At 62.2% G+C, this 22,179-nt stretch carries 21 protein-coding genes, 2 tRNA genes and 1 pseudogene; 14 read left to right on the forward strand and 10 right to left on the reverse strand.

Annotation, left to right across the window (positions count from 1 at the left end; all coding sequences use genetic code 11):
* Positions 1-2 precede the first annotated feature (2 nt).
* Positions 3-560, reverse strand: a complete 558-nt coding sequence (locus OXH74_RS03115; RefSeq protein WP_215372805.1) for a hypoxanthine-guanine phosphoribosyltransferase — start codon at positions 558-560, stop codon at positions 3-5.
* Positions 561-834: 274 nt separating this feature from the next.
* On the opposite strand from OXH74_RS03115, the gene upp reads away from it, so the two are divergent.
* On the forward strand, positions 835-1,473 hold the full coding sequence (gene upp, locus OXH74_RS03120; protein ID WP_215372806.1) for a uracil phosphoribosyltransferase: 639 nt from the start codon (positions 835-837) through the stop codon (positions 1,471-1,473).
* A gap of 3 nt (positions 1,474-1,476) precedes the next feature.
* The gene (locus tag OXH74_RS03125; RefSeq protein WP_375740046.1) at positions 1,477-2,754 is read left to right on the forward strand and encodes a uracil-xanthine permease family protein; all 1,278 of its coding nucleotides are present in this window, start codon (positions 1,477-1,479) and stop codon (positions 2,752-2,754) included.
* Positions 2,755-2,853: 99 nt separating this feature from the next.
* Here the strand turns inward: OXH74_RS03125 and OXH74_RS03130 are convergent, their stop codons facing one another.
* From OXH74_RS03130 to OXH74_RS03140, 3 genes are all read right to left on the reverse strand, one after another.
* A complete protein-coding gene (locus OXH74_RS03130) occupies positions 2,854-4,218 on the reverse strand; it encodes a spinster family MFS transporter (protein WP_375740047.1) in 1,365 nt (454 codons plus the stop codon).
* 145 nt (positions 4,219-4,363) lie between these two features.
* A complete protein-coding gene (hemH, locus tag OXH74_RS03135) occupies positions 4,364-5,389 on the reverse strand; it encodes a ferrochelatase (protein WP_375740048.1) in 1,026 nt (341 codons plus the stop codon).
* Complete coding sequence (locus OXH74_RS03140; protein ID WP_375740049.1) at positions 5,389-6,297, reverse strand: TIGR01777 family oxidoreductase; 909 nt, start codon at positions 6,295-6,297, stop codon at positions 5,389-5,391. The genes hemH and OXH74_RS03140 overlap by 1 nt, the downstream gene beginning before the upstream one ends.
* Before the next feature lie 197 nt (positions 6,298-6,494).
* Here OXH74_RS03140 and OXH74_RS03145 point away from each other — a divergent pair, with 197 nt between their 5' ends.
* The 5 genes and pseudogenes from OXH74_RS03145 to phrB all read left to right on the forward strand — a co-directional run bounded on the left by OXH74_RS03145 (position 6,495) and on the right by phrB (position 11,169).
* A complete protein-coding gene (locus tag OXH74_RS03145; RefSeq protein WP_375740050.1) occupies positions 6,495-7,478 on the forward strand; it encodes an NAD(P)/FAD-dependent oxidoreductase in 984 nt (327 codons plus the stop codon).
* Positions 7,465-7,695 (forward strand): annotated as a pseudogene (locus OXH74_RS03150) (TIGR02450 family Trp-rich protein). The gene OXH74_RS03145 and the pseudogene OXH74_RS03150 overlap by 14 nt, the downstream one beginning before the upstream one ends.
* A gap of 120 nt (positions 7,696-7,815) precedes the next feature.
* The gene (locus OXH74_RS03155) at positions 7,816-8,784 is read left to right on the forward strand and encodes a YbgA family protein (RefSeq protein ID WP_375740051.1); all 969 of its coding nucleotides are present in this window, start codon (positions 7,816-7,818) and stop codon (positions 8,782-8,784) included.
* A 2-nt stretch (positions 8,785-8,786) separates the two neighbouring features.
* On the forward strand, positions 8,787-9,734 hold the full coding sequence (locus OXH74_RS03160; RefSeq protein ID WP_375740052.1) for a MerR family transcriptional regulator: 948 nt from the start codon (positions 8,787-8,789) through the stop codon (positions 9,732-9,734).
* A gap of 10 nt (positions 9,735-9,744) precedes the next feature.
* Positions 9,745-11,169, forward strand: coding sequence for a deoxyribodipyrimidine photo-lyase (gene phrB / locus OXH74_RS03165; RefSeq protein ID WP_375740053.1), 1,425 nt, complete (start codon positions 9,745-9,747; stop codon positions 11,167-11,169).
* 194 nt (positions 11,170-11,363) lie between these two features.
* On the opposite strand, the gene OXH74_RS03170 is transcribed toward phrB, so the two are convergent.
* The 6 genes from OXH74_RS03170 to hemA form a co-directional block, all read right to left on the reverse strand.
* A complete protein-coding gene (locus OXH74_RS03170) occupies positions 11,364-11,885 on the reverse strand; it encodes an acyloxyacyl hydrolase (RefSeq protein WP_375740054.1) in 522 nt (173 codons plus the stop codon).
* A gap of 102 nt (positions 11,886-11,987) precedes the next feature.
* Positions 11,988-12,782 carry a glutamate racemase gene (gene murI, locus OXH74_RS03175; protein WP_375740055.1) on the reverse strand — a complete coding sequence of 265 codons (795 nt, stop codon included), beginning with the start codon at positions 12,780-12,782 and terminating at the stop codon, positions 11,988-11,990.
* Positions 12,775-13,530: a molybdopterin-synthase adenylyltransferase MoeB gene (locus tag OXH74_RS03180; protein ID WP_375740056.1), complete on the reverse strand. Its 756-nt coding sequence runs from the start codon at positions 13,528-13,530 to the stop codon at positions 12,775-12,777. The genes murI and OXH74_RS03180 overlap by 8 nt, the downstream gene beginning before the upstream one ends.
* Positions 13,524-14,354 (reverse strand): peptide chain release factor N(5)-glutamine methyltransferase, encoded by an 831-nt coding sequence (prmC, locus tag OXH74_RS03185; RefSeq protein WP_375740057.1) that lies wholly within the window; start codon positions 14,352-14,354, stop codon positions 13,524-13,526. The genes OXH74_RS03180 and prmC overlap by 7 nt, the downstream gene beginning before the upstream one ends.
* 2 nt (positions 14,355-14,356) lie before the next feature.
* A complete protein-coding gene (gene prfA / locus OXH74_RS03190) occupies positions 14,357-15,439 on the reverse strand; it encodes a peptide chain release factor 1 (RefSeq protein ID WP_375740058.1) in 1,083 nt (360 codons plus the stop codon).
* Positions 15,436-16,710: a glutamyl-tRNA reductase gene (gene hemA / locus OXH74_RS03195; protein WP_215372820.1), complete on the reverse strand. Its 1,275-nt coding sequence runs from the start codon at positions 16,708-16,710 to the stop codon at positions 15,436-15,438. Before hemA ends, prfA begins: the two co-directional genes overlap by 4 nt.
* Positions 16,711-16,895: 185 nt before the next feature.
* On the opposite strand from hemA, the gene OXH74_RS03200 reads away from it, so the two are divergent.
* The 7 genes from OXH74_RS03200 (at position 16,896) to OXH74_RS03230 (ending at position 22,093) form a co-directional block, all read left to right on the forward strand.
* Positions 16,896-18,626, forward strand: a complete 1,731-nt coding sequence (locus OXH74_RS03200) for a tetratricopeptide repeat protein (RefSeq protein ID WP_375740059.1) — start codon at positions 16,896-16,898, stop codon at positions 18,624-18,626.
* Positions 18,627-18,629: 3 nt separating this feature from the next.
* Positions 18,630-19,247 carry a lipoprotein insertase outer membrane protein LolB gene (lolB, locus tag OXH74_RS03205; RefSeq protein WP_215372822.1) on the forward strand — a complete coding sequence of 206 codons (618 nt, stop codon included), beginning with the start codon at positions 18,630-18,632 and terminating at the stop codon, positions 19,245-19,247.
* A 1-nt stretch (position 19,248) separates the two neighbouring features.
* Positions 19,249-20,106 (forward strand): 4-(cytidine 5'-diphospho)-2-C-methyl-D-erythritol kinase, encoded by an 858-nt coding sequence (gene ispE / locus OXH74_RS03210; RefSeq protein ID WP_375740060.1) that lies wholly within the window; start codon positions 19,249-19,251, stop codon positions 20,104-20,106.
* Between the two features lie 26 nt (positions 20,107-20,132).
* Positions 20,133-20,207 (forward strand) — tRNA-Gln (locus OXH74_RS03215).
* 57 nt (positions 20,208-20,264) lie between these two features.
* A tRNA-Gln gene (locus OXH74_RS03220) sits at positions 20,265-20,339 on the forward strand.
* Between the two features lie 87 nt (positions 20,340-20,426).
* Positions 20,427-21,368, forward strand: a complete 942-nt coding sequence (locus tag OXH74_RS03225) for a ribose-phosphate pyrophosphokinase (RefSeq protein WP_028629917.1) — start codon at positions 20,427-20,429, stop codon at positions 21,366-21,368.
* 122 nt (positions 21,369-21,490) lie between these two features.
* Positions 21,491-22,093, forward strand: a complete 603-nt coding sequence (locus OXH74_RS03230) for a 50S ribosomal protein L25/general stress protein Ctc (RefSeq protein WP_375740061.1) — start codon at positions 21,491-21,493, stop codon at positions 22,091-22,093.
* The last annotated feature ends 86 nt before the right edge of the window (positions 22,094-22,179 follow it).

Here is a 22,179-nt window from a genome sequence, read left to right on the forward strand (position 1 = left end):
CCTCAGAGCCCCTTGACCGCAAAAATGCCGGCCGCGTTGCGCCAATAGCCCTTGTAGTCCATGCCGTAGCCGAAGATGTAGCGATCCACGCAATCCAGACCGACGTAATCAGCCTTGAGGTCCGGACGAGCCTTGCGGTTGTGGGTCTTGTCGATCAGTACAGCCGTGTGCACATGGGCGGCACCGGCGTGCTTGCAGAAGTCGATGATGGCAGCCAGGGTGTGCCCTTCGTCGAGGATGTCGTCGATGATCAGCACGTCGCGATCGATGAAGGAGATTTCCGGCTTGGCCTTCCAGAACAGCTCGCCACCGCTGGTTTCATTGCGGTAGCGGGTAGCGTGCAGGTAGGACAGCTCCAGCGGGAAATTCAGCTTGGGCAGCAACTTGCCAGCGAAGATCAGGCCGCCGTTCATCACGCAGAACACCACCGGGTTACGCTCGGCCAGCTCACCGTTGATGGTCTCAGCCACCTGGGTAATGGCCGCTTCGACCTGGGCTTCGGTATACAGGCAGTCGGCTTCGGCCATCACCTGGCGGATGTGTGCGAGATCGGCGGACATGGCAATTCCTCTGGGTCTGGCGAGGAAAAATGCTGCACTTTCCTCGGAAACTTGAACGGGGCGTCAAGATAAAAGCTGGCAAAGGTACTCATCGACCTCTCCTCCCGCAAGCCTTGACGGACGAGCGTAGACCATACTGCTTTTGCACTGCCGGCAGATCGGTACCTGGAAGCCACAGGCCAGAGGGTGCGACCCGCCAGTCACTTCTGCACGGTGTGTAGTCAATCGTTTAAGCTAACGCAATTTTTTGCCAGCCTGCCGGAGAATACGCCCCATGCCCATCCGAGAGATCCGCCATCCGCTGATCCGCCACAAACTCGGCCTGATGCGCCGCGCCGATATCAGCACCAAGAACTTCCGCGAACTGGCACAGGAAGTCGGCGCCCTGCTGACCTATGAAGCGACCAACGACCTGCCCCTGGAAAACTACGAAATCCAGGGCTGGGCGGGGCCGGTCCAGGTCGAGAAGATCGCTGGCAAGAAGATCACCGTCGTGCCGATCCTGCGCGCCGGCATCGGCATGCTCGACGGCGTGCTCAGCCTGATCCCCGGTGCGAAAGTCAGCGCGGTGGGCGTCGCCCGCAACGAAGAAACCCTCGAAGCGCACACGTACCTGGAAAAGCTGGCCCCGGAAATCGATGAGCGCCTGGCGCTGATCATCGATCCGATGCTGGCCACCGGCGGATCGATGGTCGCCACCATCGATCTGCTCAAGCGCGCCGGCTGCAAGGAAATCCGCGCCATGGTGCTGGTGGCAGCGCCCGAAGGCATCAAGGTGGTCAACGACGCCCATCCGGACGTGATGATCTTCACCGCCTCCATCGACCAGAAACTCAATGACCACGGCTACATCATTCCGGGTTTGGGCGATGCTGGAGACAAGATATTCGGCACCAAACAGAAGGAAAACTGATCGATGAGCGACGAATTCAACGACCCGCTCTGGCGCCAAGTGCTATCTGGCGCCCAGATGCTCTTCGTCGCCTTCGGCGCTTTGGTGCTGATGCCGCTGATTACCGGACTCGATCCCAACGTAGCGCTGTTCACCGCCGGCATTGGCACCTTGCTGTTCCAGTTGGTTACCGGGCGCCAGGTGCCGGTGTTCCTGGCCTCCAGCTTCGCCTTCATCACTCCGATCATCCTCGCCAAGGGCCAGTTCGGTCTGGCCGCGACCATGGGCGGTGTGGTCGCAGCCGGCTTCGTATACACCTTCCTCGGCCTGGCCGTGAAGATCAAAGGCACCGGTTTCATCGACCGCCTGCTACCGCCAGTGGTGATCGGCCCGGTGATCATCTCCATCGGCCTGGCCATGGCCCCCATCGCCGCCAACATGGCCATGGGCAAGGCCGGTGACGGCACCGAGCTGATCCCTTACGGCACCGCCATGTGGATCTCCATGCCGGCGTTGCTCACGACCCTGATTGTCGCCGTATTCGGCAAGGGCATCTTCCGCCTGGTGCCGATCATCTCCGGCGTACTGGTGGGTTTTGCCCTGTCGTTCTGGTTCGGCGTGGTGGATACCGCCAAGATCGCCGCCGCCCCGTGGCTCGCTCTGCCCAACTTCGTCGCGCCGGAGTTCAACTGGCAGGCCATTCTGTTCATCGTGCCAGTGGCGCTGGCTCCGGCCATCGAGCACATTGGTGGGGTGATCGCTGTCGGCAGCGTGACCGGTCGTGACTATCTGAAGAAACCCGGTCTGCATCGCACCCTGCTTGGCGACGGCCTGGCCACTTCGGCTGCCGGCCTGTTCGGCGGCCCACCGAACACCACCTACGCCGAAGTGACCGGCGCGGTCATGCTGACTAAGAACTACAACCCGAAGATCATGACGTGGGCGGCAGCATTCGCCATCGGCCTGGCCTTCATCGGCAAGTTCGGCGCCATCCTGCAGAGTATTCCGGTACCGGTGATGGGCGGCATCCTATGCTTGCTGTTCGGCTCCATCGCCGCCGTGGGCATGAACAGCATGATCCGCCACAAGATCGACCTGGCCGAAGCCCGCAACCTGGTAATCGTCTCTGTGACGCTGGTATTCGGCATCGGCGGCATGCTGGTGGGCAGCGGCACTGGCCAGGACGATTTCGGCCTGAAGGGCATCGCGCTGTGTGCCATCGTGGCCATCGCTCTCAACCTGTTGCTACCGGGCCATGACACCTGGAAGCAGACCCACAAGGACGATGTGCCACACTTCTGATCCGGCTCCAAAAGAACGCCCCGCGATTGCGGGGCGTTCTTTTGGTTTTGCAGGATGGATTGAGCGCAGCGATACCCATCCTGCGATCTCGACGCCAACCTACGAGGGTTGGGCCTGGCCCATCAATGGCTCTTCCGAAGTAGTAACGCCCCACTGCTGCAGACGCTGCAGACTCTCGCGATAAGGCTTTAGCCCCGCCCACAGCAACGCCACTGAACTGGTCACCGCCACGGACGTGACGATAAGCAGGGAATAGCGCAGTGCTGCATCGTCATCGAATACATAGTCAGTGAACAGCGCGACCGCCGTCGGACCAAGACCGAGGCCGATCAGGGTGATGATGAAAAGATAGATGGCCGAGGCCTGACCTCTCATCGAGTTGGGCATGATTTCCTGGATCGCCGCAGGCGCCACGCCGAAGGGCATGCTCAGGCAGAACACCGTAGGTGCCATCAGCACCATCGTCCAAGTGGCATCGTTGAGCAGCGGGAACAGCACCACCAGAGGCAGGGCGCCAGTCGCGGCGATGAGGCCGACGCGCATGTTGGCATCGCGGCGCCCGCGCTTGGCCATCCAGTCCGCCAAGCGCCCACCGAAGACGATGCCCAGGCAGCCGAACACCGCCACCAGGCTGCCGTAGACTACGCCCACCTGGCCGGCTTCCCAGCCATGGGTGCGGATGAAGAAGGTCGGGATCCAGGCCGCACTGCCGTAGCCGGCGAACGACAGGCCGGCAAAACCGAAGTTGTGGCACAGCACGGTGCGCCGGTTGCTGCGCAAGTAACGGCCAACCTCCGCCAGCGGCACGGCCACACCTGCGCCGATACCTCGCCGCTTGGGTTCGTTGACCGCCAGCATCAGCAGAGTGAAGAGCAGGCCGGCGGCCCCCAGGGCCAGGAATATCAGCTGCCAGGGGCGTACGTGACCAAGCAGCGGCAATACCACATCGCCCTGGGCCGAGGCGAACTTGATCACTAGCCCGCCCAGCAGGAAAGCGATGCCGGACCCCAGGTACACGCCCATGGAGTAGACGCTGATCGCTGTGGCACGCCGCTCCTGAGGAAAGCTGTCGGCAATCAGCGAATACGCCGCAGGTGACAATGCTGCCTCGCCCACGCCAACACCGATCCGGCAGAGGAGGAACTGCCAGTACAGACGCGCCATGCCACAGGCGGCGGTGGCGGCGCTCCAGAACAGCACACCGATGGCGATCAGGCCACGCCGGCTGCGGGTATCGGCCAAGCGCCCGAGCGGGATGCCGCAAACGGTGTAGAACAACGCGAAGGACAGGCCCATCAGTAGGCTCATCTGCGTATCGCTGATGACCAGATCACGGCGGATGGGCTCCACCAGCAGGTTGAGGATCTGCCTGTCGATGAAGGACAGCACGTACGCCACCATCAGGATGGCGACTGTGGTCCAGGCACTCAGGCTGGAGGGGTAGCCGTTATTCTTGTTCTGCACTGGCATCTCCTCGGCGCCACTTGCGGGACGCACGACGGTGGAAGGTGAGGCCAGCTTAGGTGCAGAACTGAAGTCAGGGGTACCGTCACCCCGCCTTATTGGCGAAGCGAATGCAAAGGCTGCCCCCTGACTGATATGGGCCCGATCAGAGCAGTCGGGAAGCGCGCGCGGAAATTGCCGCCAACGCGGAGGCCCACTGCGGCTGGGCATTCAGGCAGGGCACCAGTACCAACTCCTGGCCACCGGCGGCGATGAACTGCTCGCGCCCGCGGTCACCGATCTCCTCAAGGGTCTCGATACAGTCGGCGACGAAGGCCGGGCACATCACCAGCAGCTTCTTCACCCCTCTCTTGGCCAGCTCGTCAAGGCGGGTCTCGGTGTAGGGCTCGATCCACTTGGCGCGACCAAGGCGAGACTGGAACGATACTGACCACTGATCCGGCCGCAGCCCGGCGCGCTTGGCGAAGCCCTCGCTGGTCTTGTAGCACTGCGCGCGGTAGCAGTTGGCGAGAATCTGACCTTGCGCCCGCTGGCAGCAATCTGCCCCCTTCAGGCAGTGGGAGCCAGTCGGGTCGGTCTTGTGCAGGTGACGCTCAGGCAGGCCGTGATAGCTCATCAGCAGATGGTCAAAGCCTTGGTCCAGATACGGTTTGGCACTGGCCGCCAGGGCATCGAGGTAGTCCGGCTGGTCGTAGAACGGCTCGACCAGGTTGACCTGCAATTTCAGGTCATGGGCGCGCAATACCCTCCGTGCCTCCTCGATTGCCGTAGTGGTGGTGCTGTCGGCGAACTGGGGGTAGAGCGGCGCCAGGGTCACACGCTTGACACCCTGCTTGGCCAGGCTGAGTAATTCGGACTCTATGGATGGCTGGCCGTAGCGCATCGCCAGTGCCACTGGCCCATGCGGCCAGTATTCGCGCACCGCGTCCTGCAGTTGGCGACTGATCACGATCAGCGGCGAGCCTTCCGGCCACCAGATGGAGGCATAGGCATGGGCCGACTGGGCCGGGCGCTTGATCAGGATCAGCGACACCAGCAGTCGGCGCAGTGGCCAGGGCAGATCCACCACGTAGGGGTCCATCAGGAACTGGTCGAGGTAAGCGCGAACATCCTCCGCCGAAGTGGAAGCAGGTGAACCGAGGTTGACCAGCAGCAGTGCATGATCAGTCATCAAACATCCTTAGGCTTCAGCACATCGCCGAGCGCCGTGTCCAGGTCGGTAAACGCAAAAGTGAAACCCGCCGCTTGCAGGCGAGCCGGCATGGCCCGCTGCCCACCCAATAGCAGGCCGGACAGCTCGCCCAGCAACAGGCGCAAAATGAAAGCCGGGGCCGGCATGAATGCCGGGCGCGCCAGCGCCCGGCCCAGGCTGCTGGCGAAGTCGCGACTGCGCACCGGCCGCGGCGCGCAGGCATTATAGGGACCGCGAGCGTCTTCTCGCCGCAAGAGAAAATCGATCAGGGCGATTTCATCCTGCAAATGAATCCATGGGATCCACTGGCGCCCGCTGCCAACCGGACCACCCAGCCCCAACTTGAACAGCGGCAACATACGTTTCAGGAAACCTCCATCAGGCGCCAGCACCAGTCCGGTGCGCACGAGTACCACACGGATGCCCAGTGCCTCGGCACGTTGCGCAGTCTCCTCCCAGGCGATGCAAAGCTGGCTGGCAAAATCGTCCGTCACGGACGGCGACTCTTCCGTCAACTCGCGCTCGCCACCATCGCCGTACCAGCCCACTGCCGAGCCGGAAAGCAGCACACTCGGCTTCTGCGTGCGCCCCTCCAGCCATTCCAGCAATTGCTCGGTCAGAGTGATGCGACTGGCCCAGAGCTGCGCCTTGCGCTTGTGAGTCCAGGGTCGGTCGGCGATGGGTTCGCCGGCCAGGTTCACCACCGCGTCCAACGGGTCGTCGCCGTAGTCCCTGAACTGGCCAATGCCGCGCACGCTCCTGCCGCACAGGCTGGCAACACTCTGCGGACGCCTGCTGAGTACCGTCAGCTCATACCCCTCGGCGAGCCAACGACGACAGAGCGCGCGGCCAATCAGACCAGTACCGCCGGTCAGCAATATGTGCATGGCATCTTCCTCGCATGGCGCTAACTGCAGTTATCGCCCTAGTCTGGTTTATGACGTTGTGACGTGCCTTTTTCATGTGCACCCGCCGTCAGAATTTCAGACGACCGCGATTGGAACCGATCAACCTATACAATTCAACACTCTTGTACAGGTATTGTCTAAAGCGTAGCCTGTAATCATAGGTAACGAGGTAGACCATGAGTGCACCCATCGCCATCATCGGTACCGGTATTGCCGGACTCTCCGCTGCCCAGACGCTCCACGCTGCCGGGCAGCATGTAGAACTCTTCGACAAGAGTCGAGGCAGCGGTGGTCGCATGTCCAGCAAACGCAGCGACGCCGGCTCCCTGGATCTTGGCGCGCAATACTTCACGGCCCGCGACCGCCGCTTTGCCGAAATGGTCAAGCAGTGGCGGGATCGCGGCTGGGTCGCCGAATGGTCGCCCAGTCTCTACAACTTTGCCGCCGGCCAACTGCTGCCCTCCCCTGACGAACAGATCCGCTGGGTCGGCTCGCCACGGATGAGTGCCATCACCCGAGCCATGCTCGGGGCGCTTCCGGTCAACTTCGCCTGCCGCATCACCGAGGTCTTCCATGGCGAACGCCACTGGGGGCTGCAGGACGCGGAAGGTCTCAGCCATGGCCCCTTCAGCCATGTGATCGTTGCCACTCCGGCACCGCAGGCCACGGCATTGCTCGCTGCGGCACCCAAGCTTGCCGGTGCAGCTGCCAGCGTCGCCATGGAGCCGGTCTGGGCCGTCGCCCTGGGGTTCGACACGCCGCTGGACACGCGCGTCGAGGGCTGCTTCGTGCAGGACAACCCGCTGGATTGGGTCGCACGCAACCGCTCCAAGCCCGGCCGCGAAGCGGGCCTCGACACTTGGGTCCTGCATGCCAGCAATGCCTGGAGCAAACAGCACCTGGACCTGCCGAAAGAAGTGGTCATCGAACACCTCCACGGCGCCTTCGCTGAAATGATCGGCTGCGCCGTGCCCGCCCCCAGCTTCAGCCTGGCGCACCGATGGCTCTATGCGCGGCCAAGCCAGGCCCACCAATGGGGCGCGCTGGCCGATGCCGACCTCGGGCTCTACGCTTGTGGCGACTGGTGCCTGTCAGGCCGCGTAGAAGGCGCCTGGCTCAGCGGCCAGGAAGCAGCTCGCCGACTGCTTGAACACCTGTGAGCACGCGGCACAGCAATCCAACAAGCTTCTCCTCTCCAAATGGACGGCCGTGAGGCCGTCCAACCGTGAAACACACTTTCTGGTCACTGAACTGGTCCGCGATTAGCTCGACAAGGTGCTATTCGTGGAAATCGAAGCGGTGCTCACCAAGCGCGTCCAGCGCCTGGATTGGCAAGACCTGAGCGACGCCGAACGCTGGCAACCCGGCTGGCGCTGAACACCCCAAAACCAATACAACACCTGTACAAAACTTTTATTTGTACAGACAACGGCCTATGATTTAAAAAAAGCTGTACATGAAATTAGTTCTGTACAAGTTACGTTCAAGGAAAGTGCCATGACGACCGCGTTCAGCCTTCCACAGCGTCCCAAGCTCGGCATCAGCGCCTGCCTCCTCGGCGACCCGGTGCGTTACAACGGTGGTCACAAGGAATCACGCCTGTGCAGCCGCGACCTCGCCCAGCACTTCGATTTCGTCCCGGTATGCCCGGAGGTTGCCATCGGCCTCGGCACCCCGCGCGAGCCCATTCGCCTGATCGGTGACCCCAGCGCACCACGCGCGGTGGGCACTCTGAAGCGCGAACGGGATGTCACCAAGGCGCTCGCCGAGTTCGGCGAACATATGGCCGGTGAGCTACACGGCATCAGCGGCTACGTCTTCATGCACCGCTCGCCTTCCTGTGGCCTGGAACGGGTCAAGGTCTACCGCGAGAACGGCCACACCGCCGAGGGCGGCGCCCGCGGCATCTACGCCGGAGCCTTCTGTGCGCGGCACCCCGATCTGCCGGTGGAAGAAGACGGACGACTGATGGACCCGGTACTGCGAGAAAACTTCCTCACTCGCGTCTACGCCTACGCGCAATGGCAAGTATTTTGCGCCAACGGGTTGACGCGCCGCGCGATCATCGAATTCCACTCGCGCTACAAGTACCAGGTCCTTGCCAATGATCCGGAGCAATACAAGGCACTTGGCCGCCTGCTTGCCAGCATCGGCCAGCACGATCCGGAGGAAGTTGGCCCTCGTTATTTCTCAGGCCTGATGGCGGCGCTGAAAAAATGCGCCACCCGGCGCACCCACAGCAATGTCCTCCAACACCTGACTGGCTACCTGAAGCGGCACCTCAGCCCCCAGGAAAAAGCCGAAATCCAGCGCCTGATCGACCAGTACCGAACCGGCATCGTCCCGCTGGTGGTGCCCATGACCCTGCTCAAGCATCACTTCAGTAGCCACCCGGACGAGTACATCACGCAGCAGGCCTACCTGCAGCCGCACCCGGAAGAACTCAGCCTGCGCAATGCCATCTAGCCATGGACGAGACTCCCGATATCCCGACCGAACATGAGTACCAGGCCGCCCTCGCCAGGGGCTTGCTGCCGATTCGTGAAGTGGCGCGCCGCACCGGGGTCAACCCGGTCACCCTGCGTGCCTGGGAAAGGCGTTACGGACTGATCGTACCGTTGCGCACCAGCAAGGGTCACCGGCTGTATGCCGAAGACGAAGTCGCGCGTATCCAGCTGATCCTCACCTGGCTCAATCGCGGCGTCGCGGTCGGCCAGGTCAAGGGCCTGCTGAAGGCCAAACGGCCGGCGATCGAAGCTGAATCCGAGCCGGACTCGCTCTGGGACAATCAGCGTCGCCAGTTGCTGAATGCCATCGGCGCACTCTCCGAGCGTCAGCTGGATGAGTGCTTCAACAGCGCCATGGCGCTCTACCCACCCCGCACGCTTTATCGTCAGCTGCTCCAACCGCTGCTCGCAGAGCTGGAACTGCGCTGGCGATGCCAGTTTGGCGCGCAGGTGGAGCGCGTCTTCCTCTACTCCTGGCTGCGTAGCAAACTGGGCACCCGGCTCTACCACAACAACCGCCTATGCACCGGCGCGCCGCTCTTGTTGATCAACTTCTCCGAGCTGCCCATGGAGCCGGGCCTCTGGCTCACCGCCTGGCTCGCCAGCAGCGATGACTGTCTGGTGGAAGTATTCGACTGGCCGGTGCCACCGGCTGAGCTGGCCCTGGCGATTGCGCGCATCGAGCCACGCGCCTTGCTGCTCTATTCGAGCCAGACGCTGAGCGCTGACGGGTTGCCGCGTCTACTCAACAACTCCACCTGCCCGATACTGCTGGCTGGGCCTGCGGCCGCCATCCATCGCGAGATCGTTCAGGCCCAGAACAACGACAAGCTCCCCCCCACCTGCCCCGACGATCCTCTGGCCGCAGTGGACGCACTGGCCGAGCTCGGCCTGCTGCACAATCGATAAGGACCGCCCCATGCGCCAACTCATTTGGTTCCGCAGCGACCTGCGCACCCAGGACAACACCGCGCTGAATGCAGCACTGGACGCCGGCCCGACCCTTGCGCTCTACCTGATCACACCTGGTCAGTGGCAGGCCCATGACGATGCCCCGAGCAAGGTGGACTTCTGGCTGCGCAACCTCGCCGAACTGTCCACAGCCTTGCGTGCGCTCAACGTGCCGCTGTTGATCCGCCGGGCCGATCACTGGGCCGAGGCACCGCGCGCGCTGGCCGAGCTAAGCCATGAGCAGCGCATCGCAGCCGTGCACGTCAACGAAGAGTACGGCATCCACGAAGTCCGTCGCGACCGATTGGTGGCCGCAAGCCTGGCCGACGAAGGCATCGCCCTGCACAGGCATCTCGACCAGTTGTTCTTCAAGCCCGGCAGCGTGCTGACTCGTAGCGGTGGCTACTTCCAGGTCTACAGCCAGTTCCGCAAGGTCTGCTACGAGCGCCTGCATGCGGCCATACCCCGTTGCCTGCCTACGCCCAAGGCGCAGGCCGATATGGATATCCCGAGCGACCCTGTACCTGACCGGGTTGAAAGGTTCGCCACACCGTTAGAATCTCTGCGCAACCTCTGGCCGGCCGGAGAACGGGTCGCCCGAGACCGCCTGGAAGCCTTCGCCGAAGAGCAGCTTTGGCAGTACCAGGGTCAACGCGACTTTCCGGCGCAGCCCGGCACCAGCCAACTGTCGCCCTACCTCGCGGCCGGCGTGCTTTCGCCACGCCAATGTCTGCACGCGGCGTTGCAGGCCAATTGCGGCGAGTTCGACAGCGGCCACCCCGGCGCTGTCACTTGGATCAACGAGCTGCTCTGGCGGGAGTTCTACAAACACATCCTGATGGGCTATCCGCGCGTATCGCGTCACCGGGCCTTCCGCCAGGAAACCGAAGCCCTGCCCTGGCGCCACGCGCCAGAGGATCTGAACGCCTGGCAGCAAGGACGCACCGGCATCCCGCTGGTGGACGCGGCCATGCGCCAACTCCTCGCCACCGGCTGGATGCACAACCGCTTGCGCATGGTCGTGGCGATGTTCCTGACCAAGAACCTGCTGATCGACTGGCGAGAGGGAGAGCGCTGGTTCATGCGCCACCTGATCGACGGCGACCTCGCCGCGAACAACGGCGGCTGGCAATGGAGCGCCTCGACCGGCACAGACGCCGCGCCCTATTTCCGCATTTTCAACCCCATCAGCCAGTCGGAGAAGTTCGACCCGGAAGGCCGATTCATCCGTCACTGGGTCCCCGAACTGGCGCATCTCGACAAGCGCGATATCCACAACCCGGCCCGCCTGGGCGGCTTGTTCGGCGTGCAGGGCTATCCATTGCCGATCGTGGATCTCCGAAAGAGCCGCGAACGAGCGCTGTCGGCCTTCAAGCAGTTGGCGGCGGTCTGACACGAGCGACTTCCTGTGCTGCGTTCTACTGCGAGCAACAGCGTCAGCGGAGTTTTGTAAATCCTTTCGGAGCGGGGTGGGGTCGAGGGATTGCAGGCAGGCCTGCGACCGGCTTGGCGAGTGAATTCGCCCCCGCGGGCTTTTCTCATAAAAAACCGGGCAGATCGCCCGGTCTTCCTTTGCGCAGTTTCGCCTCAGAACGACAGGCGATAGTGCAGCGAATACGTCTCTATCCCATCGTTCGGCTGCTTGATGCCGGCGTTGGAGTAGTGCATGGCGCGCAGGCCCAGTTCTTGGTTGTAAAAACGCAGGCCGGCGCCAATGCGATCTTCGAACTGGAAGGAAGTGCCGATGTCATGATCATCCAACTCGGTGCTGGAAAACAGGGCTACGCCAATACCCGCCTCGACATAGGGACGTATGGTTTCCCCGGCAAACTCATAAACGAACATCGGTGTGAAAGAAATACTGTGGCTGCTGGCTGACTCGCCACCTTCCCAGTAGGTGTAGGCAGCATCCCAATATCCACCCACGTGGCCCACGTCGCTCTGGAACCATTTGCTGGAGAAGTCGAACTGCGTGCCCAAACGGTAAACCGTGTTGGAACTGGAATCACCCGTCCGGCCAATATCGAGGGAAACCCCAGCGGCTTGAACGTTAGCAAGGTACCCCATGGAAAGTGCCGCAGCCGCGGCTAAGCAGAACATCTTCTTCATGAAAACAGTCCTTATTCTGGAAGTGCTGACAGAAAGCAGTAATACCTATCAGCGATTATAGGTAGCTTTTTAATCGTGGAAATAAGCTGCCGGAGATTTCCTTCAGCAAGGAAAGCGCTTTACGTCAGCCTGCTCACCCCACAACACTGGCAGGATTTCCTGCATCGCGAGCGGGTCCCCACTCGACCAGAATCGACAGGGCCTGGCATTGCCGTCGGCTAGCAGGTTCCGTGCCTCCAGCAGCCTTTGTAGCTGGCGAGCTACCGCTGCCCCGGTGTCGACCAGGCTAACCGAGGAGGGCACCATTTCACGCAACAGCGGCCGCAGGAAGGGGTAGTGGGTGCAGCCGAGGATCAACGTATCGCAGCCCTCGACCAGCAGCGGCTCGACGTATTGGGCAAGCAGTGTTCGCGTCTGCCCCCCAACCAGGTCGCCTGCCTCGATCCGTTCGACCAATCCCGGACACGGCTGGGTAATCACCCGTACATCGCTGGCGAACCGGTCGAGCAAGGCAGCGAACTTGGCGCTCCTCAATGTGCCTGTCGTGGCTAGGACGCCGACGACACCGCTGCGGGTAGCGGCCGCAGCGGGCTTGACGGCCGGCTCCATACCCACGATCGGCAGTTGTGGATAACACTCACGCAGGTCCGCCACCGCCGCGGCGGTAGCGGTATTGCAGGCCAGCACCAGGGCCTTGGCGCCTTGGTCGATGAGGAATTCGGCAATGCGGTGGCTGCGCTCGCGAATGAACTCGGCGCTCTTCTCACCGTAAGGCACGTGACCGCTATCGGCCACATAAAACAAGGACTCGTTCGGCAACAGTTCGCGTATCTCGCGCAGAACCGAGAGCCCACCGACACCCGAGTCGAATACCCCGATTGCTGGCGCGTCAGGCATGCCCCGCTCCGCAGACCTCACAGCCCGGATCACGCTTGACCCGTAACTCACGGAAGCGGGTACCCAACGCATCGATCAGCAACAGGCGACCCACCAGCGGTTCACCGAAACCGGCCAACAGCTTGAGTGCTTCCAGCGCCTGCAGGCTACCCACCAACCCCACCAAAGGCCCCACTACACCAGCTTCGCTGCAGGTCAGCTCAGCCTCGCTGCCGTGTCCGTAGAGGCAGTGGTAGCAAGGGCTGTCCTCGCGGCGGGGATCGAAGACCGAAAGCTGGCCTTCCAGGCGGATGGCAGCACCCGACACCAGCGGCTTTCCAGCTGCGACGCAGGCGACGTTGACCGCTTCACGTGTGGCGAAGTTGTCGGTGCAATCCACCACCAGGTCGACAGCGCCCACGGCGGCGGCCAGGGCGTCCTCGTCCAGCGCGCGGGTATGCGGCACCAGGCGGACTTCCGGGTTCATCGCCGTCAGACGCGCCATAGCCGATTCGACCTTGCTGCGCCCCAGGCTCTGGTTGTCGTGGATGATCTGCCGTTGCAGGTTGGTCAGGTCAACGCTATCGAAATCGGCCAAGTGCAGTTCACCCACACCGGCAGCGGCCAGGTAGAGGGCGACGGGGGAACCCAACCCGCCGAGTCCGACGATCAGGACTCGCGCCGCTTTGAGGCGTAATTGCCCGTCGACGTCAATTTGCGGCAGCAGGATCTGCCGGCTGTACCTCAGGAGTTCCTGGTCGCTCAGCATGGCCATTGTCCAAGGGAAATACGTTCATGGCCGCCAAGATCGCACCGACTTTCCACCTGATGGAAACCTTGCCGGACCAGCAGATCACGCACGGCAGCAGCCTGGTCGAAGCCGTGTTCGAGCATCAGCCAGCTGCCAGGCTGCAGGTGCTGCGGCGCTTCGCGGATGATCTGGCGGATATCGTCCAGACCGTCGCTGCCTGCAACCAGCGCACTGGAGGGTTCGAAACGCACGTCGCCTTTGACCAGGTGCGGATCTTTCGCGGCGATATAGGGTGGATTGCTGACGATCAGATTAAAGCGCTGCTCACCCAACGCAGAGAACCAATGGCTCTCCGCGAAATGGGCGTTGTCCAGCTGCAGGCGCGAGCGGTTGCGTTCAGCCAGTTCGACGGCCGCCGCCACCCGGTCAACGCCGGTAACGCTCCAGCCCGGACGCTCACAGGCCAAGGCCAGCGCGATGGCGCCGGTGCCGGTCCCCAGGTCCAGCACCTGCGCCGGGGTGGCTGGGATCAGTGCCAGAGCGGTCTCCACCAGCAGTTCGGTATCAGGACGGGGAATCAGGGTATGCGGCGCCACTTCCAGGTCCAGGCTCCAGAAACCCTGGTGGCCGAGGATATAGGCAACCGGTTCGCCGGCACGACGCCGCTGAAGGTACCCCGCATAACGCTCTGCGGCCTCGCTGGCCACCACCCGTTCGGGCCAGGTGTGCAGAAAGCTGCGCGGCTTGCCGAGGGCGGCTGCGAGCAGCAGTTCGGCGTCCAGGCGCGGGGTGGGGGAATCCGGCAGTTGGGCGGCATTGAGCAGGCTGGCGATGATGGTCACGCTCAGTCTCCCAAAGCCGCCAACTGGTCAGCCTGGTACTCGGCGAGCAGTGGCTCGATGACCGCTTCCACACCGCCGGCCAGGACGTCATCCAAAGCGTAGATCGTCAGGTTGATGCGGTGATCGGTGACTCGCCCCTGCGGGTAGTTGTAAGTGCGGATGCGCTCGGAACGGTCACCGGAGCCCACCAGCAGCTTGCGGGTCTCGGAGATTTCCTTGTGTGCAGCGGCCTCCTGCTGGTCGTTCAGCTTGGCGGCCAGCCAGGCCATGGCCTTGGCACGGTTCTTGTGCTGGGAACGCTCTTCCTGGCACTCCACCACTATCCCGGAGGGGAGGTGAGTGATCCGCACAGCGGAGTCGGTCTTGTTCACGTGCTGGCCGCCGGCGCCCGAAGATCGGTAAGTGTCCACGCGCAAGTCGGACGGATTGATCTCAATGGCGGCCTGCTCGTCCGGCTCGGGCAATACGGCCACCGTGCAGGCCGAGGTGTGGATGCGGCCCTGGGATTCGGTTTCCGGCACCCGCTGCACGCGGTGCGCGCCAGACTCGAACTTGAGCTTGGCGTAGACGTTATCGCCTTCGACCCGAGCAATCACCTCTTTATAGCCGCCGTGCTCGCCCTCGTTTTCCGAGAGTATCTCGACCCGCCACCCCTGGCGTTCGGCATAGCGCGAATACATACGGAACAGGTCGCCGGAGAAGATCGCCGCCTCATCACCACCTGTGCCGGCACGGATTTCGAGGAACACGTTGCGACCGTCGTTGGGGTCCTTCGGAAGCAGCATGCGCTGCAGGCGATTTTCCAGTTCGATCAGTTGCTCGCGGGCCTGGGCAACTTCTTCTTCGGCCATTTCACGCAGGTCGGGGTCGCTGTCCTTGAGCAGCGCCTGGGCCCCTTCGAGGTCGCTCTGGACTTTGCGGAACTCGCGGAACGCCAGGAGCACCGGCTCGACCTCGGCAAACTCCTTGGAATACGCGCGAAACTTGCCCTGGTCACTGATGACTTCGGCATCGCCCAGCAAGGCGGTGAGTTCCTCGTAGCGGTCCTGGAGGAGATCGAGCTTGTTCAGCAGGGAAGCTTTCATTGCGAACGTTTATCCGAGCCCTCGTCGAGGGCAAAGAGTTCCTGGGCCACGCTCAGCGCATCGAAGCGCCCGTCGGCGGAAAGTTTCTTCAGCTGCACGCTGGGGGCGTGCAGCAGTTTATTGGTCAGGCCACGGGCCAACTGAGCCAGGACCTCTTCGGCCGAGCTGCCGTTCTGCAGCAGGCGCAAGGCCTTGGCCAGTTCATCATCACGATGACGCTCGGCCTGCTGGCGATAGGCACGCAGCACATCCACTGCGGCCAACTCGCGCAGTCGCTGCATGAAGTCATCGACCCCGGCGCCGACCAGTTCTTCAGCGGCCTGGGCCGCGCCCTGGCGGCTCTTCAGGTTTTCCGCGACCACCTCGTGCAGGTCATCCACGGTATAGAGGTAGACGTCGTCCAGCTCACCGACTTCCGGCTCGATATCGCGTGGGACGGCGATGTCCACCATGAAGATCGGCTTGTGCCGGCGCTGCTTCAGTGCGCGCTCGACGGCGCCCTTGCCGAGAATCGGCAACTGGCTCGCGGTGGAGCTGATGACGATGTCGCTGTTGACCAGTTCCTGCGGCATATCGGCCAGCAGCACCGCGTGGGCGCCGAACTCTTCGGCCAGCATGCTGGCGCGTTCCAGTGTCCGGTTGGCGACCACGATGCGCTTGACGCCCTGCTCGTGCAGATGGCGAGCTACGAGGGTGATGGTTTCGCCGGCCCCAATCAGCAACGCCTGGCTACGGTGCAGGTCGGCAAAGATCTGCTTGGCCAGGCTCACGGCAGCGAACGCCACCGAAACCGGGTTCTCGCCGATGGCGGTGTCGGTCCGCACCGTCTTGGCGGTGCTGAAGGTGGCCTGGAACAACCGGCCGAGCAGCGGCCCGACCGTACCCGCCTCGCGGGCCACGGCATAGGCGGACTTCATCTGACCGAGGATTTGCGGCTCGCCCAGCACCATCGAATCGAGCCCGGCAGCTACGCGCATCATGTGACGTACCGCGTCATCGTCCTGATGAACATAGGCGCAGGCACGCAACTCTTCGAGGCTTAGATTGTGATAGCCGGCCAGCCAGGCGAGGACTTCGTCGATGCAGGGCTGGTCCTGCTCCAGGTACAACTCGCTGCGGTTGCAGGTGGAGAGAATCGCCGCCTCGCGGCTGGGCGTGACGCGGCACAACTGCTGCAGGGCTTCAACCAGCTGCTCGGGAGTGAAAGCCACGCGTTCGCGGACATCCACCGAGGCGGTCTTATGGTTGATACCTAAAGCAAGAAAGGCCATGCAGGGTCGCTAACTGAATCGGAAGGGCGCGCAATTGTCCTACTTCACTAGAACGAGAACAACTACCGTGGAGAATTGTCGCATCGAACAGGTTTTCAACCACAGCGCACAGGGCCGCGCCCCATGTGCTTGACTCAAGGCTTGTGTCATGATGGCCCCACCGCTGGTAAGTCGCCTCTTCCCTTATGAATAGATCCCTTGCGTTGCTGGCCGCCTTCCTCTTCCTCGGCGGCTGCCAGAACTTGACTCACAAATCTCCAGACGGCACCCCGCCCGTAGAAGATGAGAGCCAAACCAGTACACCCGCCAAGCCCGAGGTCTACGGCTCCTTCAGCCGTGAAGCCCTGTTCGCCTTGCTTTCAGCGGAATTGGCCGGCCAACGCAACCGTTTCGACATCGCCCTCGGCAACTATGTGCAACAGGCCAACGCGACCCAAGACCCCGGCGTGGCCGAGCGAGCCTTCCGCATTGCCGAGTACCTGGGCGCCGAACAGGCCGCCCTGGATACCGCCCTTATCTGGGCCAGGAACGCTCCAGAAAACCTTGATGCCCAGCGCGCGGCTGCCGTGCAGCTGGCACGCGCCGGCCGCTATGACGAGTCCATGGCCTACATGGAGAAGGTGCTGCAAGGCCAGGGCGATACCCATTTCGACTTTCTCGCGCTCTCCGCCGTCGAGACCGATGCTGAAACCCGCAATGGCCTGATGCAGAGCTTCGATCGCCTGCTGGCCAAGTACCCCGACAACAGCCAACTGGTGTTCGGCAAGGCGGTGCTGCTGCAGCAGAACGGCCAGACCGAAGAAGCCCTGACGCTGCTCGAAGGCATTCCTGCCAACGACGAAGAGATCGCCCCCATCCTGCTGCGCGCCCGTCTGCTGCAGAGTCAGGAACGCGGCAAAGAAGCCCTGCCCCTACTGCAGAAAGGCATCAAGCAACACCCGGACGACAAGCGCCTGCGCCTGACCTATGCCCGCATGCTGGTGGAACAGGACCGGCTCGAGGAGGCCAAGTCCGAGTTCTCCGCCCTGGTACAGCAATTTCCCGATGACGACGACTTGCGCTACTCGCTGGCCCTCGTCTGCATGGAAGCGGAAGCCTGGGAAGAAGCACAGATCTACCTGGAAGAACTGGTCGAGCGAGGCAGCCACGTCGACGCCGCCCACTTCAACCTCGGCCAGGCCTACGAGAAACAAGGCAACAACGAAAGTGCGCTGATCGAGTACGCCCTGGTCGGCCCTGGCAACGAATACCTGCCGGCACAGGTGCGTCAGGTCGAGATTCTCCTGCAGAGCGGTCGCGCCAACGAAGTCGAGAACCGCCTGACCAAGGCACGTGAAGCCCAGCCCGACTACGCCATTCAGCTTTACCTGATCGAGGCCGAGAGCCTATCCAAGCGCCAGCAGCCCGAGCGTGCCTGGAAGGTCATCCAGCAAGCACTGGAGCAGTTCCCGGACGACCTCAACCTGCTTTACACCCGCGCCATGCTGGCCGAGAAGCGCAACGACCTCGCTCAACTGGAAAAGGACCTGCGTTTCATCATCGAGCGCGAGCCGGAAAACGCCATGGCCCTGAACGCCCTCGGCTACACCCTGGCTGACCGCACGACGCGCTATGACGAGGCCAAGAAATTGGTCGAGCAAGCTCACCAGCTCAATCCCAACGACCCTGCGATCCTCGACAGCCTGGGCTGGGTGAACTACCGCATGGGCAACCTGAGCGAGGCCGAGCGCCTGCTGCGCCAAGCCCTCCAGAACTTCCCCGACCACGAAGTGGCTGCCCATCTGGGCGAGGTGCTCTGGGCTCAGGGTAAGCAGATCGAGGCACGAAAGGTCTGGGCCGACGCCCTGGAAAAACAGCCCGACAGCGCCATCCTGCGCGACACCCTTCAACGCCTGACTGGTTCCGGAACCCTCTGACCCATGCGTTTACGTACTTTCCTGGCCGCCGGCGCCCTGCTCCTGCTCACCGGCTGCGCCGGCTTCACCTCCCGCGAAACACTCGAAGGCCAGGGCGACCCAGCCAAATGGACTGCCCACAAGACCCAGGTCAGCGCCCTCGACGGTTGGCAGATCAGCGGCAAGGTGGGCATCCGCGCACCGCGAGATTCCGGCAGCGGCACATTGTTCTGGCTGCAACGCCAGGATTACTACGACATTCGCTTGTCCGGCCCCTTGGGGCGAGGCGCCGCCCGCCTGACCGGGCGTCCCGGGGAAATCGTCTTGGAGGTCGCCAACCAGGGCCGCTACCAGGCCGAGTCTCCAGAAGCCCTGTTACAAGAACAACTTGGCTGGCGCCTGCCGGTGTCCCACCTGCTCTGGTGGGTCCGCGGACTTCCTGCCCCGGATAGCCGCAGCCGCCTGACGCTGGACGGCAGAAGCCGCCTGGCACGCCTTGAGCAGGACGGCTGGCATGTGCAGTACATCAGCTATGTCGAACAGAAAGGCTATTCCCTACCCGATCGCATCAAACTGCAAGGCGAAGACCTGGACATCACCCTCGTGATCAAGGACTGGCAGCCGCGCCAGCTCGGTATCTGACATGCAGGGTGCAACACTCGTCCTGCCGGCGCCGGCAAAGCTCAATCTGATGCTCCACATCCTCGGCCGCAGACCCGATGGTTATCACGAACTACAGACGCTCTTCCAGTTCCTCGATCATGGCGACGAATTGGGCTTCGCCCTGCGCCCGGACGGCGAAATCCACCTGCGCACCGAAGTACCCGGCGTCCCACATGACAGCAACCTGATCGTCCGCGCAGCGCGCAAGCTGCAGGCCGAGTCTGGCTGCCAGCTGGGCGCTGACATCTGGCTCGACAAGCGGCTACCCATGGGCGGGGGCATCGGTGGCGGCAGCTCGGACGCGGCAACCACCCTGCTCGGTCTCGACCAGTTGTGGGATCTCGGATGGAGTGAAGACCGCCTGGCCGCTCTGGGGCTTGGCCTCGGCGCGGATGTGCCAGTTTTCGTGCGAGGACGCGCCGCCTTTGCTGAAGGCATCGGCGAACTCCTCACCCCCGTGGAGCTTCCGGAACCCTGGTTTCTCGTCGCCGTACCGCAAGTCTTTGTCAGCACAGCAGAAGTTTTCTCCGATCCTGAGTTGACACGCAATACGCAGCCCATTAAAGTTCGCAGCCTTCTTGAGGGGGGCGGTCGAAATGACTGCCAGCCGGTTGTCGAGAAACGTTACCCAGATGTACGTAACGCGCTGATCTTGTTGAATAATTTCACATCAGCTAGATTAACCGGCACTGGAGCTTGTGTGTTTGGGAGCTTCCCAAACAAGGGCGATGCTGATAAAGTTCGCCGCCAACTTCCGGCCACTCTGCCGAGCTTCGTTGCTCAAGGTCGTAACATTTCGATGTTGCACCGCAAGCTTAACGAGTTGGCCAAGAAGTGAATGCAAGTCATTCGGTTGTACGATACAGGGGCGTCGCCAAGCGGTAAGGCAGCAGGTTTTGATCCTGCCATGCGTTGGTTCGAATCCAGCCGCCCCTGCCATTAACCCTTCGAGGGTTCTGTACGACAGTTGTTCTGCAAAGCGTGATCTAAATTTAAAGGGGCGTCGCCAAGCGGTAAGGCAGCAGGTTTTGATCCTGCCATGCGTTGGTTCGAATCCAGCCGCCCCTGCCATACACGAAAAAGCTGTTCAAAAAGCCTTGTGCATTTTGAACAGCTTTTTAATTCATCAGGTCCACCCTCAGCCGGCAGGTACTGCGCGTGTCCAAGATGATGGTCTTCACGGGGAACGCCAACCCCGATCTGGCGCGTCGCGTCGTACGTCAACTGCATATTCCCCTCGGCGATGCCTCCGTTGGCAAATTCTCCGACGGCGAAATCAGTGCTGAAATCAACGAGAATGTTCGCGGCAAGGACGTTTTCCTGATTCAGCCGACTTGCGCCCCGACCAACGACAACCTGATGGAACTGGTAGTGATGGCTGACGCCTTCCGCCGTTCATCGGCCTCCCGTATCACAGCAGTCATCCCCTACTTCGGCTATGCCCGCCAGGATCGCCGTCCGCGCTCCGCTCGTGTGGCCATCAGCGCCAAGGTAGTGGCCGACATGCTGACCGTCGTCGGCATCGACCGTGTTCTCACCGTCGATCTGCACGCCGACCAGATTCAGGGCTTCTTCGATATTCCCGTGGATAACATCTACGGCTCCCCGGTATTAGTGGACGACATCGAAGATCAACGCTTCGAGAATCTGATGATCGTCTCCCCGGACATTGGCGGCGTCGTTCGCGCCCGTGCCGTGGCGAAATCCCTGGGCGTCGACCTGGCGATCATCGACAAGCGTCGCCCCAAGGCGAACCAGTCCGAAGTCATGCACATCATCGGCGACGTCGAAGGCCGCACCTGCGTGCTGGTCGATGACATGGTCGATACCGCTGGCACCCTCGGCCACGCTGCCAAGGCCCTGAAGGACCATGGCGCTGCCAAGGTCTACGCCTACTGCACCCACCCGGTGCTGTCCGGCCGTGCCATCGAGAACATTGAAAACTCCGTGCTGGACGAACTGGTGGTGACCAACACCATCCCGCTGTCCGCCGCGGCACAAGCCTGTTCGCGTATCCGCCAGCTGGATATCGCACCGGTTGTGGCTGAAGCGGTTCGCCGCATCAGTAATGAGGAATCGATCAGCGCGATGTTCCGCTAAGCGGAAATCCCTGAACGAAAGCGCTCCGCACCGTCGAAATCGATAGAGCGGAGCTTTTTCACCAACCGCCCGGATGCTGGTCGCAAGCATTACGGGCGTTTTGGTTATTTTGGAGAACTGTAATGACTGAATTTGCCCTGAATGCCAACGTGCGTTCCGACCTGGGGAAAGGTGCGAGCCGCCGCCTGCGTCGTAACGAAAATCTGGTTCCTGCTGTTGTATACGGCGGCGAGCAAGCTCCGCAATCCGTAAGCCTGCTGGCCAAAGAACTGGCCAAGCTGCTGGAAAACGAAGCTGCCTTCAGCCACGTAATCGCCCTGAACGTTGCCGGTGCTACCGAAACTGTTCTGATCAAGGCCCTGCAGCGTCACCCGTCGAAAGGCTTCGTCGTACACGCTGACTTCCAGCGCGTCGTTGCTGGCCAGAAACTGACCGCTCACGTACCCCTGCACTTCATCAACGAAGCTACCTCCGTTGGCGTGAAGCAAGGCGGCGGCGAAGTTTCCCATACCATCTCTGAAGTCGAAGTCTCCTGCCTGCCGAAAGACCTGCCGGAGTTCATCGAAGTTGACCTGGCCCAGGTCGAAGTTGGTCAGATCGTTCACCTGTCCGACCTCAAACTGCCGAAAGGTATCGAGCTGGTAGCCCTGGCCCACGGCAACGACCTGGCTGTGGCCAACATCCACGCCTCCCGCGTTGTGAAAGAAGAAGGCGAAGCCGAGTAACCTGGGAATCTGTTTCGGATCTCGCGCGCCAATGCCTTAGCCTTTCGCGCAAAGGATCCGGACCAACTCCTTACTCGACTGCCTGA

The sequence above is a fragment of the Metapseudomonas boanensis genome (assembly GCF_042232855.1).
GTDB lineage: Bacteria > Pseudomonadota > Gammaproteobacteria > Pseudomonadales > Pseudomonadaceae > Metapseudomonas > Metapseudomonas boanensis.

Excerpts from the sequence above, each read along its gene's own strand:
- OXH74_RS03115 (WP_215372805.1), bottom strand. The coding sequence starts at position 560 with ATGTCCGCCGATCTCGCACACATCCGCCAGGTGATGGCCGAAGCCGAC.
- upp (WP_215372806.1), top strand. The coding sequence starts at position 835 with ATGCCCATCCGAGAGATCCGCCATCCGCTGATCCGCCACAAACTCGGC.
- OXH74_RS03125 (WP_375740046.1), top strand. The coding sequence starts at position 1,477 with ATGAGCGACGAATTCAACGACCCGCTCTGGCGCCAAGTGCTATCTGGC.
- hemH (WP_375740048.1), bottom strand. The coding sequence starts at position 5,389 with ATGACTGATCATGCACTGCTGCTGGTCAACCTCGGTTCACCTGCTTCC.
- OXH74_RS03140 (WP_375740049.1), bottom strand. The coding sequence starts at position 6,297 with ATGCACATATTGCTGACCGGCGGTACTGGTCTGATTGGCCGCGCGCTC.
- OXH74_RS03145 (WP_375740050.1), top strand. The coding sequence starts at position 6,495 with ATGAGTGCACCCATCGCCATCATCGGTACCGGTATTGCCGGACTCTCC.
- OXH74_RS03155 (WP_375740051.1), top strand. The coding sequence starts at position 7,816 with ATGACGACCGCGTTCAGCCTTCCACAGCGTCCCAAGCTCGGCATCAGC.
- OXH74_RS03160 (WP_375740052.1), top strand. The coding sequence starts at position 8,787 with ATGGACGAGACTCCCGATATCCCGACCGAACATGAGTACCAGGCCGCC.
- phrB (WP_375740053.1), top strand. The coding sequence starts at position 9,745 with ATGCGCCAACTCATTTGGTTCCGCAGCGACCTGCGCACCCAGGACAAC.
- OXH74_RS03170 (WP_375740054.1), bottom strand. The coding sequence starts at position 11,885 with ATGAAGAAGATGTTCTGCTTAGCCGCGGCTGCGGCACTTTCCATGGGG.
- murI (WP_375740055.1), bottom strand. The coding sequence starts at position 12,782 with ATGCCTGACGCGCCAGCAATCGGGGTATTCGACTCGGGTGTCGGTGGG.
- OXH74_RS03180 (WP_375740056.1), bottom strand. The coding sequence starts at position 13,530 with ATGCTGAGCGACCAGGAACTCCTGAGGTACAGCCGGCAGATCCTGCTG.
- prfA (WP_375740058.1), bottom strand. The coding sequence starts at position 15,439 with ATGAAAGCTTCCCTGCTGAACAAGCTCGATCTCCTCCAGGACCGCTAC.
- hemA (WP_215372820.1), bottom strand. The coding sequence starts at position 16,710 with ATGGCCTTTCTTGCTTTAGGTATCAACCATAAGACCGCCTCGGTGGAT.
- OXH74_RS03200 (WP_375740059.1), top strand. The coding sequence starts at position 16,896 with ATGAATAGATCCCTTGCGTTGCTGGCCGCCTTCCTCTTCCTCGGCGGC.
- lolB (WP_215372822.1), top strand. The coding sequence starts at position 18,630 with ATGCGTTTACGTACTTTCCTGGCCGCCGGCGCCCTGCTCCTGCTCACC.
- ispE (WP_375740060.1), top strand. The coding sequence starts at position 19,249 with ATGCAGGGTGCAACACTCGTCCTGCCGGCGCCGGCAAAGCTCAATCTG.
- OXH74_RS03230 (WP_375740061.1), top strand. The coding sequence starts at position 21,491 with ATGACTGAATTTGCCCTGAATGCCAACGTGCGTTCCGACCTGGGGAAA.